General features: G+C 45.8%; 12 protein-coding genes and 1 pseudogene. 5 read left to right on the top strand and 8 right to left on the bottom strand.

The genetic code is table 11. The features are described 5' to 3' along the window. Positions 1–272: 272 nt before the first annotated feature. Entirely contained in the window at positions 273–1589 is a 1317-nt protein-coding gene (locus tag ACJ751_RS20120) for a glycerate kinase (protein ID WP_407747312.1), read from the bottom strand. A gap of 151 nt (positions 1590–1740) precedes the next feature. Here ACJ751_RS20120 and ACJ751_RS20115 point away from each other — a divergent pair. The 5 genes and pseudogenes from ACJ751_RS20115 to ACJ751_RS20095 all read left to right on the top strand — a co-directional run. Further along, a pseudogene (locus ACJ751_RS20115) lies at positions 1741–3594 on the top strand (3-hydroxyacyl-CoA dehydrogenase/enoyl-CoA hydratase family protein); the annotation flags it as partial. Positions 3595–3625: 31 nt separating this feature from the next. Then, positions 3626–3679: a tetracycline resistance efflux system leader peptide gene (locus ACJ751_RS20110; protein ID WP_407747314.1), complete on the top strand. Its 54-nt coding sequence runs from the start codon at positions 3626–3628 to the stop codon at positions 3677–3679. A 516-nt stretch (positions 3680–4195) separates the two neighbouring features. Next, positions 4196–4861 carry a peptidase M10 gene (locus ACJ751_RS20105; protein ID WP_407747311.1) on the top strand — a complete coding sequence of 222 codons (666 nt, stop codon included), beginning with the start codon at positions 4196–4198 and terminating at the stop codon, positions 4859–4861. Between the two features lie 82 nt (positions 4862–4943). Next, on the top strand, positions 4944–5840 hold the full coding sequence (locus ACJ751_RS20100; RefSeq protein WP_407747310.1) for an ABC transporter ATP-binding protein: 897 nt from the start codon (positions 4944–4946) through the stop codon (positions 5838–5840). 1 nt (position 5841) lies between these two features. Further along, entirely contained in the window at positions 5842–6645 is an 804-nt protein-coding gene (locus ACJ751_RS20095) for an ABC transporter permease (protein WP_407747309.1), read from the top strand. 2 nt (positions 6646–6647) lie between these two features. Here the strand turns inward: ACJ751_RS20095 and ACJ751_RS20090 are convergent, their stop codons facing one another. From ACJ751_RS20090 to ACJ751_RS20060, 7 genes are all read right to left on the bottom strand, one after another. Then, a complete protein-coding gene (locus ACJ751_RS20090; RefSeq protein ID WP_407747308.1) occupies positions 6648–7574 on the bottom strand; it encodes a TIGR01777 family oxidoreductase in 927 nt (308 codons plus the stop codon). 174 nt (positions 7575–7748) lie between these two features. Then, positions 7749–9581: a cell division protein FtsZ gene (ftsZ, locus tag ACJ751_RS20085; protein WP_407747307.1), complete on the bottom strand. Its 1833-nt coding sequence runs from the start codon at positions 9579–9581 to the stop codon at positions 7749–7751. A gap of 191 nt (positions 9582–9772) precedes the next feature. Beyond that, entirely contained in the window at positions 9773–11152 is a 1380-nt protein-coding gene (ftsA, locus tag ACJ751_RS20080) for a cell division protein FtsA (protein WP_407747306.1), read from the bottom strand. Positions 11153–11234: 82 nt separating this feature from the next. Next, the gene (locus ACJ751_RS20075) at positions 11235–12008 is read right to left on the bottom strand and encodes a cell division protein FtsQ/DivIB (protein WP_407747305.1); all 774 of its coding nucleotides are present in this window, start codon (positions 12006–12008) and stop codon (positions 11235–11237) included. Between the two features lie 9 nt (positions 12009–12017). Then, positions 12018–13406, bottom strand: coding sequence for a UDP-N-acetylmuramate--L-alanine ligase (gene murC, locus ACJ751_RS20070; RefSeq protein ID WP_407747304.1), 1389 nt, complete (start codon positions 13404–13406; stop codon positions 12018–12020). Between the two features lie 146 nt (positions 13407–13552). Next, positions 13553–14710, bottom strand: coding sequence for an undecaprenyldiphospho-muramoylpentapeptide beta-N-acetylglucosaminyltransferase (gene murG, locus ACJ751_RS20065; RefSeq protein ID WP_407747303.1), 1158 nt, complete (start codon positions 14708–14710; stop codon positions 13553–13555). An 8-nt stretch (positions 14711–14718) separates the two neighbouring features. Then, on the bottom strand, positions 14719–16191 hold the full coding sequence (locus ACJ751_RS20060) for an FtsW/RodA/SpoVE family cell cycle protein (RefSeq protein ID WP_407747302.1): 1473 nt from the start codon (positions 16189–16191) through the stop codon (positions 14719–14721). Between the last annotated feature and the right edge of the window lie 16 nt (positions 16192–16207).

The raw sequence follows: 16207 nt of genomic DNA, 5'->3' as shown, positions 1-16207 counted from the left end.
TAAAGGGCAAGTTTTTTAGTTTTTTAGTTTGAAATATAAAGCTTTTCCTTCGTGGCTCGTAGGTGCAGGTTTGTAAGTTATTAGGTTATTGAGTTCTTATATGAAAAGAGCCCAGGATGTTAAACAACCCGGGCTCTTTTTTATATTGTATTCCGTGTTAACTCGTTAACTTTTCAACCCGTTAACTTCCTACTTTTAATTCATTCCCTTTATCAACGCTATCAACTTCTAACCTGGTCAACTCGTCAACTGATTAACTGGTTAACTTCTCATTAAGGAATCAGCACCACTATAATATCCATTACATTAGTATGCGTTGGTCCCGTAATAATATGCCCGCTAACCTGATTAAAAAAATTCCAGGAATCGTTTTGTTCTAAATACTTTTCAGGTGATAGTCCCCGTTGGGCGGTTAATTGCAGCACGCCTTTATCAACCACCGCACCCGCGGCATTGGTAGGGCCATCGGTACCATCGGTGCCCGCGCTGAGTAAAACCGGCATTTGGTTGTTATCAGGGAAAGCCTGTTGCAGGGCGATCATGGCAGCCAGGGCAAACTCCTGGTTACGCCCACCTTTACCCGCGTTTTTAATGGTAACAGTTGTTTCGCCTCCCAGTAATAAACAGGCGGGGCGTGGTCCTTCGTACCGTTGTAACTGGGCTACCAGCTCCTGCGCTTTATCCCGCGCCTCTCCTTGCAGGGAATCGGTTACAATCACCGGTGTATAGTGTAACTCCCGGGCCATGGCGGCAGCGGCTTCCAGCGCCACCCGGTTGGTGCCAATGAGGTAATTAAAACTCTTTGCAAAAATGGGATCATCCGGTTTGGGCGTTTCTGCCACCTGGTTGTTCAATCCTAATTGCAACCAACGGATGATACTCACCGGTAGTACATCCAACAACTGGTACTTGCGAACTATTTCCCAGGCATCGGTGAATGTGCTGCGATCGGCAACGGTAGGCCCGCTGGCAATGCTATCGAGCGGATCACCGATCACATCGCTTAAGATAAAACTAACCACCGTGGCGGGCCAGGCTGTGCGTAGTAATTGTCCGCCTTTAATCCCGGCCGACAAATGTTTTCGCACTGTATTCATTTCTTCAATGCTTGCTCCACATTGCAACAGCTTGCTAAAAACAACCTGCAGTTCGCTTAACAAAATGCCGGGCGGGCAATCAACCAGCAGCGCCGAAGCGCCCCCGCTTATTAAAGCGATCACCACATCTTTTTCAGTAGTATTTTTTAGCAGCCGGATCATTTCGCGACCGGCCTGAACACTGTTGTCATCCGGCACAGGATGGGCGGCTTCAATACATTGAATGGTCTTTAATGGGAATGTGTGTTCGTATTTGGTAACAATGAATCCTGCATCGATGCGGCTGCCGAGGATGATCTCCGTTTCGCGGGCCATGGCGGCGCTGGCTTTTCCGGCCCCTATAATATATACCTTGTTTATATCGGGCTGTTTAAAAAGCTGGTCGCCCAACTGCAGTTGCTGGTGCTGCCAGCGCATATGCCTGGGCAACAAATATTGCGGTTGCACTGCCCGCACCCCTGCAGTAAAAATTTTAAGCGCATCGTTACGCATATTTATGGCAATTTTAAACGGAGAGCCAATAACTTATACAAATGCTTACTGAAAGTATCGTTCTTATAAACTTGCTAATTTATAAAAAGCTCTTGGATGAAGCGTATTTATTACTATCTTTGGAAATAGTTGTTTAGCTAACTATTTTTTTATGACTAAACGAATCATTAAAAAAGTAGCTGTATTAGGCAGTGGTGTTATGGGTTCGCGCATAGCCTGTCATTTCGCAGGCGTTGGCGTACAGGTGTTGTTATTAGACATGGTGCCGAAGGAAGCTGCAGAAAGCAATAACAAAGCCGCCCGCAACAAACTGGTAAACGATGCATTGCAAGCTGCTTTAAAAAGTAACCCTTCTCCGGTTTACACAAAGGATGTGGTGAAGAAGATCACCACCGGTAATTTCACCGATAATATGTCAGCTATTACCGGGTGCGACTGGATAATAGAGGTAGTAGTAGAACGGCTTGATATTAAACAACAAATTTTTGCAGAAGTAGAAAAATTCCGCACGCCGGGCACGCTCATTACTTCCAACACCTCCGGTATTCCTATTCACCTGATGGCCGAAGGCCGGAGTGATGATTTCAAAAAACACTTCTGCGGAACGCACTTTTTCAATCCCCCCCGGTATTTACGGTTACTCGAAATAATTCCAACACCACATACGGATGCAGCCGTAGTTGATTTCCTGATGCAATATGGCGACCTGTACTTAGGTAAAACCACCGTACTGTGTAAGGATACGCCTGCATTTATTGCCAACCGCATAGGGGTGTATGGCATTATGGCCATCTTTGGCCTGGTTGATAAAATGGGATTGACCATCGACGAGATCGATGCGCTGACCGGCCCCATCATTGGCCGCCCCAAATCGGCCACTTTCAGAACCGCCGATGTAGTGGGTATTGATACCCTGGTAAAGGTTGCCAAAGGCGTGTATGATAATTGTCCCAACGATGAGCACCGGGATGCCTTTATCATTCCTGCCTGGTTGGAGAAAATGGTAACCAGCAATCAGCTGGGCGATAAAACCGGACAAGGTTTCTTTGCCAAAAAGAAAGGTGAGAAAGGCGAAAAAGAAATATTTACCCTCGATCTAAAAACATTCGAATATAAACCCCGCGCCAAAGCAAAATTTGCAACGGTTGAAGCGGCCAGGCCCATCGATGACCTTAACACAAGGTTGAAGGCGCTGTGTGCCGGAACCGATAAGGCAGGTGAATTCTATCGTCATTTTCATTACGGGCTGTTTTCGTATATCTCGCACCGTATTCCGGAGATCTCTGACGAGATCTATCGCGTGGATGACGCCATGATGGCTGGTTTTGGCTGGGAGATCGGCGCCTTTGAAAGCTGGGATGTGCTGGGTGTTGAAGGCACCATAAAGAAAATGAAGGAAGCCGGTTACACGGTTGCCCCCTGGGTGAACGAGATGCTGGCAGCCGGAATAAAAAGCTTTTATAAAGTTGAAAATGGCAAGCGGCTATATTACGATGTAGCCTCAAAATCGTATAAATCACTGCCCGGTGGCGATGCATTTATAGTGATGAAAAATTTTGAGAACCAGACCGTATGGAAAAACAGCAATTGCCGGCTCTACCATTTGGGCGATGATGTGTTAGGACTGGAATGGTACACCAAAATGGGAAGTATGGGCGGCGAGGTGATAGAAGCCATTCAAAAATCGATCTCCATTGCTGAAGAGAAATATAAAGGACTGGTTATTGCCAACGAAGGCCCCAACTTTAGTGCGGGCGCCAATGTAGGTATGATTTTTATGTTTGCAATAGAGCAGGAGTATGATGAGTTGGATATGGCTATTCGGATGTTCCAGAATACCATGATGCGGGTACGTTATTCCTCAGTTCCGGTAGTAGTGGCGCCTCATGCCCTGGCATTGGGCGGTGCTTGTGAAATGAGTTTGCATGCTGATAAAGTTTGTGCTGCCGCGGAAACCTATATTGGGTTGGTTGAATTAGGCGTTGGCCTGATCCCCGGCGGTGGCGGTACCAAAGAATTTGTGTTACGCGCTGCTGATGAAATGCACGAAGATGAACCGGATACCATTACCCTCAAGAACAGATTTCTAACCATAGCTACGGCAAAAGTAGCTACCTCAGCCGCGGAAGGATTTGAACTGGGTATTTTACGCAAAGGAAAAGACGAAATAGTATTGAACCAGGGCCGGCGCATAGCCGAAGCCAGGAAAAGCGTGATCGAACTGTTCGACAGCGGTTATGTTACCCCTGTACAACGTACCGATGTAAAAGTACTGGGCCGTTCGGCGCTTGGCGCTTTATATGCCGGCATCAATGGCATGTGGCGGGCAAACTATGCCACCGATCACGATGTAACGGTGGCCAAAAAGCTGGCGTACGTTATGTGCGGGGGCGATTTAAGCGAACCAACTTTAGTATCTGAAAAATATTTACTGGATCTTGAAAGGGAAGCCTTTCTTTCACTTTGTGGAGAGAAGAAAACCCTGGAAAGAATTCAAAGCGTTTTAAAAGGCGGAAAGCCAATCCGCAATTGATAACAATTTAGGCGTCACATGAGAAAATTAGGCGTTCCGTTCAATCGGGGCGCCTTTTTTACTAAATTGGGGTATGGGCGAAGCCGAACTTAATAGCATCACCAACCAACTCAGCATCCATTCTGTGATCTTCTTTTATGGAGATGCGGCCAGCAAGGACCTTTCCTGGCAAATAGCCAACGACATTGGCAAACACTGGAACGAACCCAAAGCCCGGATAAAGATCAATGGCGATCTGTATACGGTTCAATTTGAAATTGAAGGCATTTACGAGCCCGATCTTAACCCCGAAAAGGTTTGGTACAACGATAATCCCCGTTTTAATTTTTTTCGCATTGAAGAATTTGCCAATGGCAACATTTCCTTTGTAGATGGCATTGGCAGCAATACCGGTTATTTTAAACTGGACAATCTGTTACAAACTTCCACCACGGCTCCTCATGAATATGGGCATACCTTAGGGCTGGTTCATCCTACCCTGCTCGACATCAGGGGAAAGGGCATACCCGGCATTATGTATCCCCGGGGCACCATTGTTGACCCGGCCTTTCAATATAATCCTGAAGCCAGGGCCGGCGATAATACCAACGGCGGCACCATGAATCCCGTACACCGAAAAGTGCTGCCTAACGATATTGATGACTTAAAACTGCATAAACTCTTTTTTAATAATGGGAAAGCGGTAGTAGGTGATTTTACCAGTTTGTATCATGAAAAGCATACACAGTCAGCTTCATAATTATTTGATTTTTCCTGGTTGTCGCCGGTAATATTTAACTGGCTATCGCGACATACTTGTAACATCCGTTAAACAGGTTATCATGGCAATTCTTACCGTTGAGGATCTACATAAAAATTACGGTCCTATCCAGGCATTAAAAGGGGTTTCTTTTACCGTTCCCCAGGGATCGGTCTTTGGTATCCTGGGCCCTAACGGGAGTGGTAAAACGACCCTGCTGGGCATTATCCTGAATGTATTAAAAGCCACCTCCGGTTCATTTAAGCTTTTTGACTCGGCTCCCACGCATGTGCACCGGCAACAGATTGGCACCCTGCTGGAAACGCCCAATTTTTATCATTATCTGAACGCCGTACAGAATTTAAAAATAGCAGCTACTATAAAACAACAGGGCCTGGCAGACATTGACCGGGTGCTGGAACTGGTGAACCTGGAACAACGCAAGTTCTCGAAATTCAGCACCTATTCATTGGGGATGAAACAACGACTGGCCATTGCCAGTAGTCTGCTCGGCAACCCCGATGTGCTTATCTTTGATGAACCCACCAATGGTCTTGACCCCGTAGGCATTGCAGAAACCCGGGAATTGATCAAGAAATTACACAAGGCTGGCAAAACCATTATCATGGCCAGTCACCTGCTCGATGAGGTAGAGAAAGTTTGCACCCATGTAGCCATTCTGCAAAAAGGCACCCTGCTTACCCATGGGCATGTTGATGAAATACTTATTACCGATGAAATTGTAGAAATCGCCGCCGCCAATATGCAGCAATTACAAAGCATATTACAACAATACCCGGGCGCCAAAAAAGTGGTTGTAAACGATCTTTATGTTGAATTGACCTTTCCTCCAGGCGCCGCCTCGCTGGAAGCGTTGAACCGGTATTGTTTTGAACAGGGCGTAACGCTTCACCACCTGCGGCTTCGCAAAAAAAGCCTGGAAACCAAATTCTTTGAACTTACGCAAAACACTAAATAACATGGGGCAATTATTAGCTTTGGAATGGATGAAGCTGAAGAATTATCGCGCTTTCTGGATCCTGTTTTGCATTTACCTGGCCACCATCTTTGGCGCTAATTATATTGTATATCGCATTCAACTGATCATCTATTCTGAACGCCAGTCAAAGGGTTTTGCGACCATGGTGCTGGGCAACCCGCCTTACGCCTTTCCTACCGTTTGGCAGGCAGTGGCCCACGTGAGCAGCTGGCTGTTGTTTATTCCCGGTTTAATCATGATCCTTACCGTTACCAACGAATACAGCTTTAAAACCCACCGGCAAAATATCATCGATGGCTGGACGCGCCAGCAATTCATCACATCAAAAATATTGTTTGCAGCGGTGCTTGCTTTGATCTCAACCCTTATGGTAGCCATTACGGCCGTGATATTTGGTTTTATGTCGGGCGAGGCCAGTTTCAGCTTTGAAGGGTTCTCCTACGTTTGGTATTTCCTGTTGCAGGCAATGAGTTATATCATGGTAGCCTTGCTGATGGCGGTATTATTTAAAAGGGGCGGGCTTGCCATTGGCGTTTTCTTCGCCTATTCCACGGTGCTGGAGCAGATCGCTGTGTTGCTATTGAACAAGTATGCCAACTATGCCGGTCGGTATTTACCCTTGGAAACAACCGATATCATGGTGCCATTCCCGTATATTCAGCGGATAGTCAACAAACTTATGTTTACAGAACCCAATTATACGGCCATATTCATTGCTTCGCTTGTATACTTAGGAGCGTATCTGTTTGTTACGCTCAAAAAATTTCAGACAGACGATATGTAAAGTTATTTTTTCAGCAGATCATCAAGCGCCACTTCCAGGGTTGGAAATAAAAACTGGAAGCCGCTGCTTTTTATCTTTTCACAACTTACCCGGGCGCTCTTTAGTACTTCTATGCTTAATTCACCCAGGATCAGTTTCAATACAAACGAAGGCACATAGACAGGAATAAAAAACTTCCCTTTCATTTTTTTAGCCAGGGTCAGCATCAGGTGTTTATTGGTCACCGGTTCGGGCGCCACTATATTGTATTCACCGCGTACCCTGTCTTTTTCTATGGCATGTAAGAATAACCGGCATACATCATCGATGTGGATCCAACTGGTCACCTGCTCACCGCTGCCAAAGAAGGGAGCAATACCGGCCTTTATGGGCTTTTGAAATTCTGCCAGGGCGCCGCCTTCATTGCTCAATACAATACCCGTGCGGAAGATAACCAGACGTTTATTCATGGCGGTTACCGGTTTAATGGCATTTTCCCATTTTACACAGGTATCGCCCAGGAAGCCTGGATCGGCAGGATCGCCTTCACTAAAGAATTTTTGCGAGGGGTTTCTTTTGTTATCATCGCCATACCAGCCAATGCCACTCATGCTGATAACAGCCTGAACTTTGTTGGTATTTTGCTGCATGACTTTTACCAACACCTGTCCGCTTTGTACGCGGCTGTCAACAATTTCCTGTTTCCGTTTCTTTGACCAACGTTTATCAGCCACTCCGGCGCCGGCGAGGTTGATGATATAATCGGCTTTTTGCAATGCAGCAATATCAATGGTTTGATCGGTAGGGTTCCAGGCGGCGTAGGAAACAGCACCTGTTCCCTGTCTGGGATGACGGGTAAGAATAATTACTTCGTGTTGTTTTTCCACTAAGAATTTACTCAGGCTTTTGCCTATGGTGCCGGTACCACCAGTGATTAATATTGTTGCCATAGTACAAAGTTATATAAAAAAAATCCCCCCGATTAGTCGGGGGGACTACAACTAAAAACAACAATCGCTGTGTTAAAACATTCGATTTATACCCGGTACCCCTGTTCAATGAACCTTTACGCTCAATACAAACAGGTAGCACATTGGGCGGGACAGGATAGTAAACAACTATTATTAATCCGGTTTCTTTCCATCTAAGAACGTGTTCAGCGTGGAGATCTGTGTATTATTATTTTCGTCGGTTTTTACTTCATACTTACTGTAGAAGTTTTCTACGCTTGAAAAGGTATTATACAGTTCCAAATTGCGGCGGATGTATGCCGGCACAGTTTCAAACTCGTTGTTAGGGTCTGCTCCGTTAATGTTGAACGAAAGATTGCGCAATTTTTGAATTCGTTCCGCAGCACGGCGTTTTTGTTCTTCTGCTTCGTCTAGCATCGCCAGGTCCTCTGCAGAAATATTGCCGCCACTAACAGGGGGTTGAGAATGGTAGGCCCCAGGCACATCCGTCGCTGAAATATCATCTTTGATAACCAGATGCAGGTCATTGGAATCATCATCTTCCTGGACCGGTTTTGCACTGGTGTTTCTGACAGGTTCCTTCACAGGTAACTGTTCTGGTTTGGATTCGTTTGTTTTCGGTTCTGCATAAATATTGGAAGGCTTGGCCAAGTATCCTCCGGATGCTGCAGACACCGAAGAATTATTTTGATTTTTTTGTGCTTGTTGTTGTGTAGTAGGCACAGGGTCGGATGGTTGCGAAAGTACCCATTCGATCCTTTCGGATGCTTCATTTTTATCCACAGTATTTTTACCAACTTCCTCCTGCGTATAAAGCTCTATCGTAGGTTCGCTAACGGTAGAATCACCGTCAACCAACCGGGGCGCCAACTCAGGTTTGATATCGATCTCACCCTTCTCTCCCTGTTGTTCAACAACCGGTTGCTCCTTTTTAGGTTTTTCCGGTTGTTGGTTCAAAGAAAGCAGGATCTTCTCATCCTTCTTTGGTTCTACTTTAACCGTAGCTTTCTTGAAAGGATCTTTATGTTCAAAACCAGTGGCAATCAGGGTAATACCTATTTTATCACCCAGGGCACTATCGTAACCCATACCCAGGATCACATCTGTATCGTCACCGGCCTGGCTTAATAAATAGTTTTGAATGATCTCTACCTCATCCATGGTGAACTCATGATCACCTTCACAAGAATTGATATTGATCAGGATCCATTTAGCACCACGGATATCGTTATCGTTCAGCAATGGCGAGTTCAGCGCTTCTTCAATGCAACGAATAGCGCGGTCTTCACCGCGGCAGGCTGCACTACCAAGTATAGCCACTCCACCATTACGCATGATGGTACATACGTCGGCAAAGTCAACGTTGATCTGACCAGTGCTGTTAATTACATCTGTAATGCATTTCGCAGCGGTTGACAATACATTATCCGCTCTTGAGAACGCATCTTTCATTTTCAGATTACCGAACTGGTGACGCAGTTTGTCGTTGCTGATCACCAGCAAAGTATCAACCGACTGTTTCAGTTGCCTGATGCCATTCTCGGCCTGCGCCTGACGTTTTGGGCCTTCATATGAAAATGGGGTAGTTACAATACCTACAGTAAGAATATTTAGATCTTTACAGATCTTGGCAATAATAGGCGCGCCACCGGTACCGGTTCCACCACCCATACCTGCAGTAATAAACGCCATTTTGGTATTTACTTCCAAAATACGTTTCAGCTCTTCCAGGCTTTCTTCTGTAGCCTGACGGCCAATCTCCGGATTGGCCCCTGCTCCCAATCCCTGGGTAAGATGAGGCCCCAACTGCACTTTATTAGGTACCTGGCTTTTTGAGATAGCCTGCGCGTCGGTATTACAAATAATAAAATTTACGCCTTCGATGTTCTGGCTGTACATGTGGTTAACCGCATTGCTACCGCCTCCACCTACACCAATCACCTTGATGATGGATGATTTTTCCTTCGGTAAATCAAAATGAATCATAGCTTACTGTTTAACAGCCCCACCAGCCTACCCTCACTCGCTGCTGAGACCAGATTAAGAATAACGGGTTAGTTTAACAAATTTGCATTGTAATGGTTTACCCATTGTAATGCTGGCATTTTTCATATTCCCCGGATTTTCTTTTTCAATAGGTTGATCGTAACGCGGGCCGGAACTGTTATATCTATTAATTATAACGCGTGATCTTCTTCTTCCTTGAACAGTTCAATGATACCATCTTTGAACTTGCCCCAGAAGTCTTTAAGGCCCTTGCGGTTCCTTAATTTTTCTGTCCGGAATTCATCTTCTTCTTCAAAAGCATCTTCTTCTACCAGTTCTGTCTTGCGCAGGTTTTCGGGGATCTCCATTTTCCTGAACTGGCTTTCGAACTGCTTGCGATGATTTTCATAATCGCTGTAGCCTTTCATAATAAGACCGATACAGGTTGAATAAGTTGGGCGGGCCAGTTCTTCAATATGTCCGGCAGCCAGGTGTTCTGTTGGGTAACCGATGCGGGCATTCAAACCGGTTACATATTCTGTTAACTGGATCAGGTGTTTTAATTGTGAACCGCCACCGGTTAATACGATACCACCATTCAGCATGCGGTTATCCAGGCCAACCTGCTTTAAGTGATAGGTAACAAAATCCATGATCTCACTCATCCGCGCCTGTATAATGTTTGCCAGGTTCTTTACACTGATCTCTTTGGCGGGCATTCCACGCAAACCGGGAATAGTAATGAAGGCATTGCTGCGGGCTTCATTGGCCAGGGCGCTGCCAAACTGAACTTTCATTTGTTCAGCCTGTGTTTTCAGCACACCCAAACCGGTTTTAATATCGTTGGTAATGTTCTCACCACCGAATGGAATAACAGCAGTATGTTTTAATATTCCTTCATAGAATACAGCCAGGTCGGTTGTACCACCACCAATGTCAACGATGGCCACACCTGCTTCCAGGTCTTCTATTCCCATAACGGCTGCGGCAGATGCCAGTGGTTGCAATACCAGGTCCTTTGTTTTCAATCCACTTTTATCAACTGCACGGGTAATATTGCGGATGGCATTTTTGTCGCCGGTGATGATGTGGAAGTTAGCTCCAATTTTCACGCCACCATAGCCAATTGGGTTAGGAATATTTTGAAAATTATCAACTGTGAACTCCTGGGGGATCACATCGATGATCTGATCACCGGCAGGAATGTATGTTTTATATTGGTCATTGATCAACTGATCGATCTCACGTTGCGAAATTTCATCGTCGTTATTCTGACGCACTATATCACCACGGGTTTGCAGGCTTTTTATATGATGACCTGCAATACCAACATATACTTCAGATATTTCCAAACCGGGATTTGATGCATAACAGTTCTCAAGGGCCATAGTAATGGCCTTGATGGTTTCGTCGATATTAAGCACCTGTCCGTGTTTAACACCGTTGGAGTTGGCCCGGCCAAAGCCGAGGATCTCCAGTTTGCCGAACTCGTTCTTTCGACCGGCAATCGCGGCAATTTTTGTCGTACCGATATCCAGTCCGACGATGATGGGTTGTTGTTCATTGTACATAATATCCTGTTTTTAGTTGTTGTATAGGGAGTGCCTATAAATAATTCTTCAATCCTCGTAATTAATTGTAACCTCTTTCTTCTTATGTTCCCTTCACTCCAATTACCTGTCGTGCGTATTGTACGTTCACCTTTTGGTACACATCCATGCCTGTTTTGCTCAACACCTGCTGGTAAAACAACAGCAACCTTTTAAACTTTTTGTCGTAATCGGTACCATCTCCAAATTCAATGATATGGTTGCCTACCACGGGGATCATATCGAATGTGCGATCAGGTTGGATGTCTATCTGCGAAACCTGTGCCATCCAAAATTCGTCGTGCAACAGGTAGTTGCTGATATTAATGATATCCCGCATCATCACACTATCGTCTCCGGTTAGTTTATCTTTTTCTGATGGGAAGCCGGTCACCACGGGCAAACGGGCCGAGAACTTGTCTGACAGCGGCAGCTTTTCGCCACTGCTATCAATATAAAAGCTATTGCCCGCCACTGTAAATACCCTGGCAACGGGGACGCGTTCTTCTACACGCACCTGCAATACCCGGCTGTTATCAAAAAACAATTCTGCATCTTTCACCCACACATTACTCTTCAACTGATTCTCCATCCGGCGCAGGTCAAAATTTTTTATCGGCCGGCCCTTGATGCCACCCTGGTTTGCCAGCAAGGTGGCGATGTCTTTTTTATCGAGGAACCATTCATCGGCTTTGCCACTGATGCGGATCTCCTGTCCTTTACAGGTTTTATTGCTCTGCGCTTTCATGGCCGCCACCAGCAATACCATAGTACCGGCTGCTATACACAGCCAGAAGATTGCCAGTAAGGGTTTCCTGATGGAGCGCTTCTTTTTCACTTTTGTTTATTATTTCGTTTCAATGATCTGCTTAATGGGTTGCACCAGTGTATCGATATCGCCGGCGCCCGCAGTTATCAATAACCAACCGTCCCCGGTTTTGGTTGATGAACCGCCCGAATTCTCTTTCACCCACTGCAACAACTGCTCTTTGTTCAACACCTGTTTATGATCATTTTGCATTTTGTCTAATATCATATTGCTGGTTACACCTGGTATTGGTAATTCTCTTGCCGGGTAAATGGGCAACAGCACTACTTCATCGGCCATATCCAGCACTTCGGCAAACTCGGCGGCCAGGTCTCTTGTCCGGGTGAACAAATGTGGTTGAAACAACACCGTACATTTCATGTTCCCAAACAATCCCTTTGCGCCGGTTATCAATGCCCGTAATTCCTCAGGGTGATGGGCATAATCGTCTACAAATGTTACGTTCCGGTCTTTGATCACATATTCGAATCTGCGTCTTACTCCCCGGAATGCTTCCACAGCCGCTTTGATCTTTTCATCCGCTATTCCTAAACGGTGGGCAATGGCTATAGCCGCTATCACATTCTCTATGTTGTGTAACCCGCCCATGTTCAACACCACGTTTGTCAGCTTCCAGTCTTTTACCTGCACATCAAATACATAAGTACCGTGTTGCATTTGAATGTTACAGGCATATATATCGGCTTGTGTATTGTTCAAATGATAGGTAAGCTGGTTCGGGGCTTTCAGGTCCTTCCCTCTTGGCAAACCATATTTACTGATGAGCACACCACCTGGTTTTATTTTACCGGCAAATTCAATGAACGCTTCTTCCATGGCGGCCGTAGTGCCGTAAATGTCCAGGTGATCGGGGTCCATGGCGCTGATAACAGCCACATCGGGTGTTAACCGTAAAAAGCTGCGATCATACTCATCGGCTTCCACCACACAGGTATCGCGTTCATTACTCCAGTAGTTGCTGTTGTAATTCACGGCGATGCCACCTAAAAATGCATTGCAACCATATTCGCTGTGCCGCAGGATATGCGCCACCATGGTAGTGATGGTTGTTTTGCCATGCGTGCCTGCCACACAGATATTAAAAGAACTTCTTGTTATAGCGCCCAGCACTTCACTTCGCTTTAACAGCGGATAGTTGTTTTGCTGGTAATACATAAATTCGGTATGCCCCTTTGGTATTGCCGGTGTATACACTACTAATTGTGCATCTTTTTGCGCCAGCTCCAGGTTATCGTCATAATGCACCGGAATGCCTTCACTCACCAGCTGCTTTGTAAGCGGGGTCTCCGTTTTATCGTACCCACTTACTTCTTTACCATGAAATTTGAAATAGCGGGCTAATGCGCTCATTCCTATTCCACCGATGCCTAGGAAGTAAACTTTATTTATGTCTTTTATATCAACCATGTTATAATCGTGAAACGTGAATTCGGCAATCGTGAATCGGCAATCCGCGACGCGGCAAAAGCAAAATCTGAACTGAAAGTTATTTTCTTATTACACAATCCCATTATCAACTCTATCAACTTCTTCCTGGTCAACTGGTCAACTTGTTAACTGGTCAACCGTATCAACCTTAAGATCTCCTGAGCAACTACCTCATCTGCATTTGTAACAGCCAACTCACCTATATTTTCTCTCAGCATTTGTTGCTGATCTTCATCTTTTGCTAACGCGATCACCATCGGCACCAGTTTTTCCTTTGCTTCACTGTCCTTTATCATCAGACCGGCCTGTTTGTTAACCAGGTTTTGCGCATTGGCGGTTTGATGGTCTTCTGCTGCAAACGGAAACGGCACAAATATCACCGGCTTTTTGGCCACACATAATTCCGCTACCGACATGGCGCCTGCTCTTGATACCACTATATCCGCGGCGGCATAGGCATATTCCATTTGGGTAATAAAACTATTGGCCCAGATGTTTTTGTTTTCTACCGCAATGGCACTGGCTTTTTCGGCATACGGTTTTCCGGTTTGCCATATCAGCTGCACATTGTTTTGTACGAAGGCTGAAATGCCGGCATCTATCGCTTCATTAATGCCTTTGGCGCCCAAACTGCCACCCGTAACAAGAACAGTTTTCTTCGCCGGTTCCAACCCAAAGAACTGGATCCCCTCGCTGCGGCTGATGATGTTGTTTACAATGTTCTGCCGTACCGGGTTACCCGTTATCATGATCTTTGCTGCCGGAAAGAACTTTCCCATTCCATCGGTAGCCACAAATATCTTACTGGCGTTTTTACCCAGCAAAATGTTCGATTTACCGGCGAAGGAGTTGGCTTCATGAATAAAGGTGGCAATTCCCTGTGCCTGCGCATACCGCAATACCGGGAAACTTGAATAGCCACCCACGCCAATCACGGCATCGGGTTGAAACGTTTTGATGATGCTTCGTACCTGCCAGAAACTTTTTATCAGTTTATATGGCAGTCCGATATTTTTAATCAAAGAACTTCTGTTAAAACCGGCTATATCCAGCCCCTTTATCGCATACCCCGCCTGCGGCACTTTTTCCATTTCCATTTTTCCTTTGGCGCCAACAAACAAGATGTCGATGCCGGGTTGCAGTTTACGCAATGCATGTGCTATTGCCACTGCTGGAAAAATGTGTCCGCCCGTTCCGCCGCCTGCTATAATAACCCGGCCCCCCCTGGCCCCCCCGGTGGGGGGGAAATGTGAACCAACTGATTGTTTTTGTACTTCGCTCATTACACAATTTATTTTTTAGGCTCACTTTCTTTCGCAAAATCACTCATTGCTACATCCGTTAGAGGTTTCAATGCCGCTAACTTCGCCGCTTTCTCTTCAGTTGTTTCTACCTTCTCTTTTTTCTTTGTTGCTTTCGGCTTTTTGACTACCTCTGGCGCTTCTTCTTCCACTTCTGCCTCTTCTGCAATATCATTCTTCTGCTTTTTGGTAGAAGGTGTCCCTTTTCCTCCCCCACCGGGGGAGTTAGAGGGGGCCTCCAGTTGTTCCGCATTGCGGGCCACACTCAAAATGATGCCGATGGCCAAACAGGTGAACAGAAATGAGCTTCCGCCCATACTTACCAGCGGTAAGGTTACCCCGGTTACGGGGAACAGGTTCACGGTCACTGCCATATTGATCAGCGCCTGGATAACCAGCGTGAAGCTTAACCCCAACGCCAGAAATGCCCCAAAAGCATAAGGGCATTTTTTAAATATTTTTATACTCCTTAACAGGAATAGCAGGTAAATAAATATCAGAAAACCGCCTCCCGCCAGTCCATACTCTTCAATGATGATGGCAAAAATGAAATCCGAATACGGATGCGGTAAAAAGTTCCGCGTCTGGCTATTGCCGGGGCCCAGTCCCAGCAGTCCGCCTTTTGCAATGGCGATCTTCGACTGGTTTATCTGGTAGTTTTCATCTTTGTCAACCTGTTTGCTATCATAGATAAAGTTCTGCACGCGGCTGATCCAGGTGGGCACACGGGCAATGTGTAAAAAGAAGGGCAGCTCTGAGCATTTCTCTTCTTTTTTGTCGTAGAACCCAACGGCCAGCAATACCAGAAAAGCAACCGGTATCAAGGCCACGCCAATGGTCATCAACAGGTGTTTGGTGCTTACGCGGCCTATAAATAACAGCAACATGCTGGTAGCGCCTGTCAGCAATGCAGTAGACAGGTTGGCGGGCGCAATCAACACACAAACGATGCCCACCGGTATAATCACCGGAATGTATCCTTTTTTGAAATCCTTGATCACTTCCTGCTTCTTGCTCAGCAGCCGGCTCAGGAACATGAACAGCGCCAGCTTGGCCAGGTCGGAAGTCTGAAAGGTTAAATTGATGATAGGTAACCGTATCCAACGGCTACCTTCATTGAGTTTCAACCCAAAAAATAATGTATATACTAATAATGGTATAGACACCATGAATAATATACGCGCTACCCTGCTCCACAGTGTATAATTCACCCGGTGCGAAAAATAAATGATGCCCAGGCCAATGGCGGTAAACATTACCTGTTTAAACAGGTATACTTCCGTGCCACGGTTATACTTGTATGCCAGCAAGCCGGTAGAACTGTATACGGCCAGCATAGATACCAGGGCCAATACTACCACTATTGCCCAGATCACTTTGTCTCCCCTGGTCTTGCTTAGCAAGCCGCCTCTACCGTTAGGCAGATTAGCTCCTTTTAACGATATGTCATTTGCGCCCGTCATTATCTATATAATAGAA

Source organism: Niastella sp., assembly GCF_045805085.1.
Taxonomy (GTDB): domain Bacteria; phylum Bacteroidota; class Bacteroidia; order Chitinophagales; family Chitinophagaceae; genus Niastella.
This window is presented reverse-complemented; position numbering and strand designations above follow the sequence as displayed.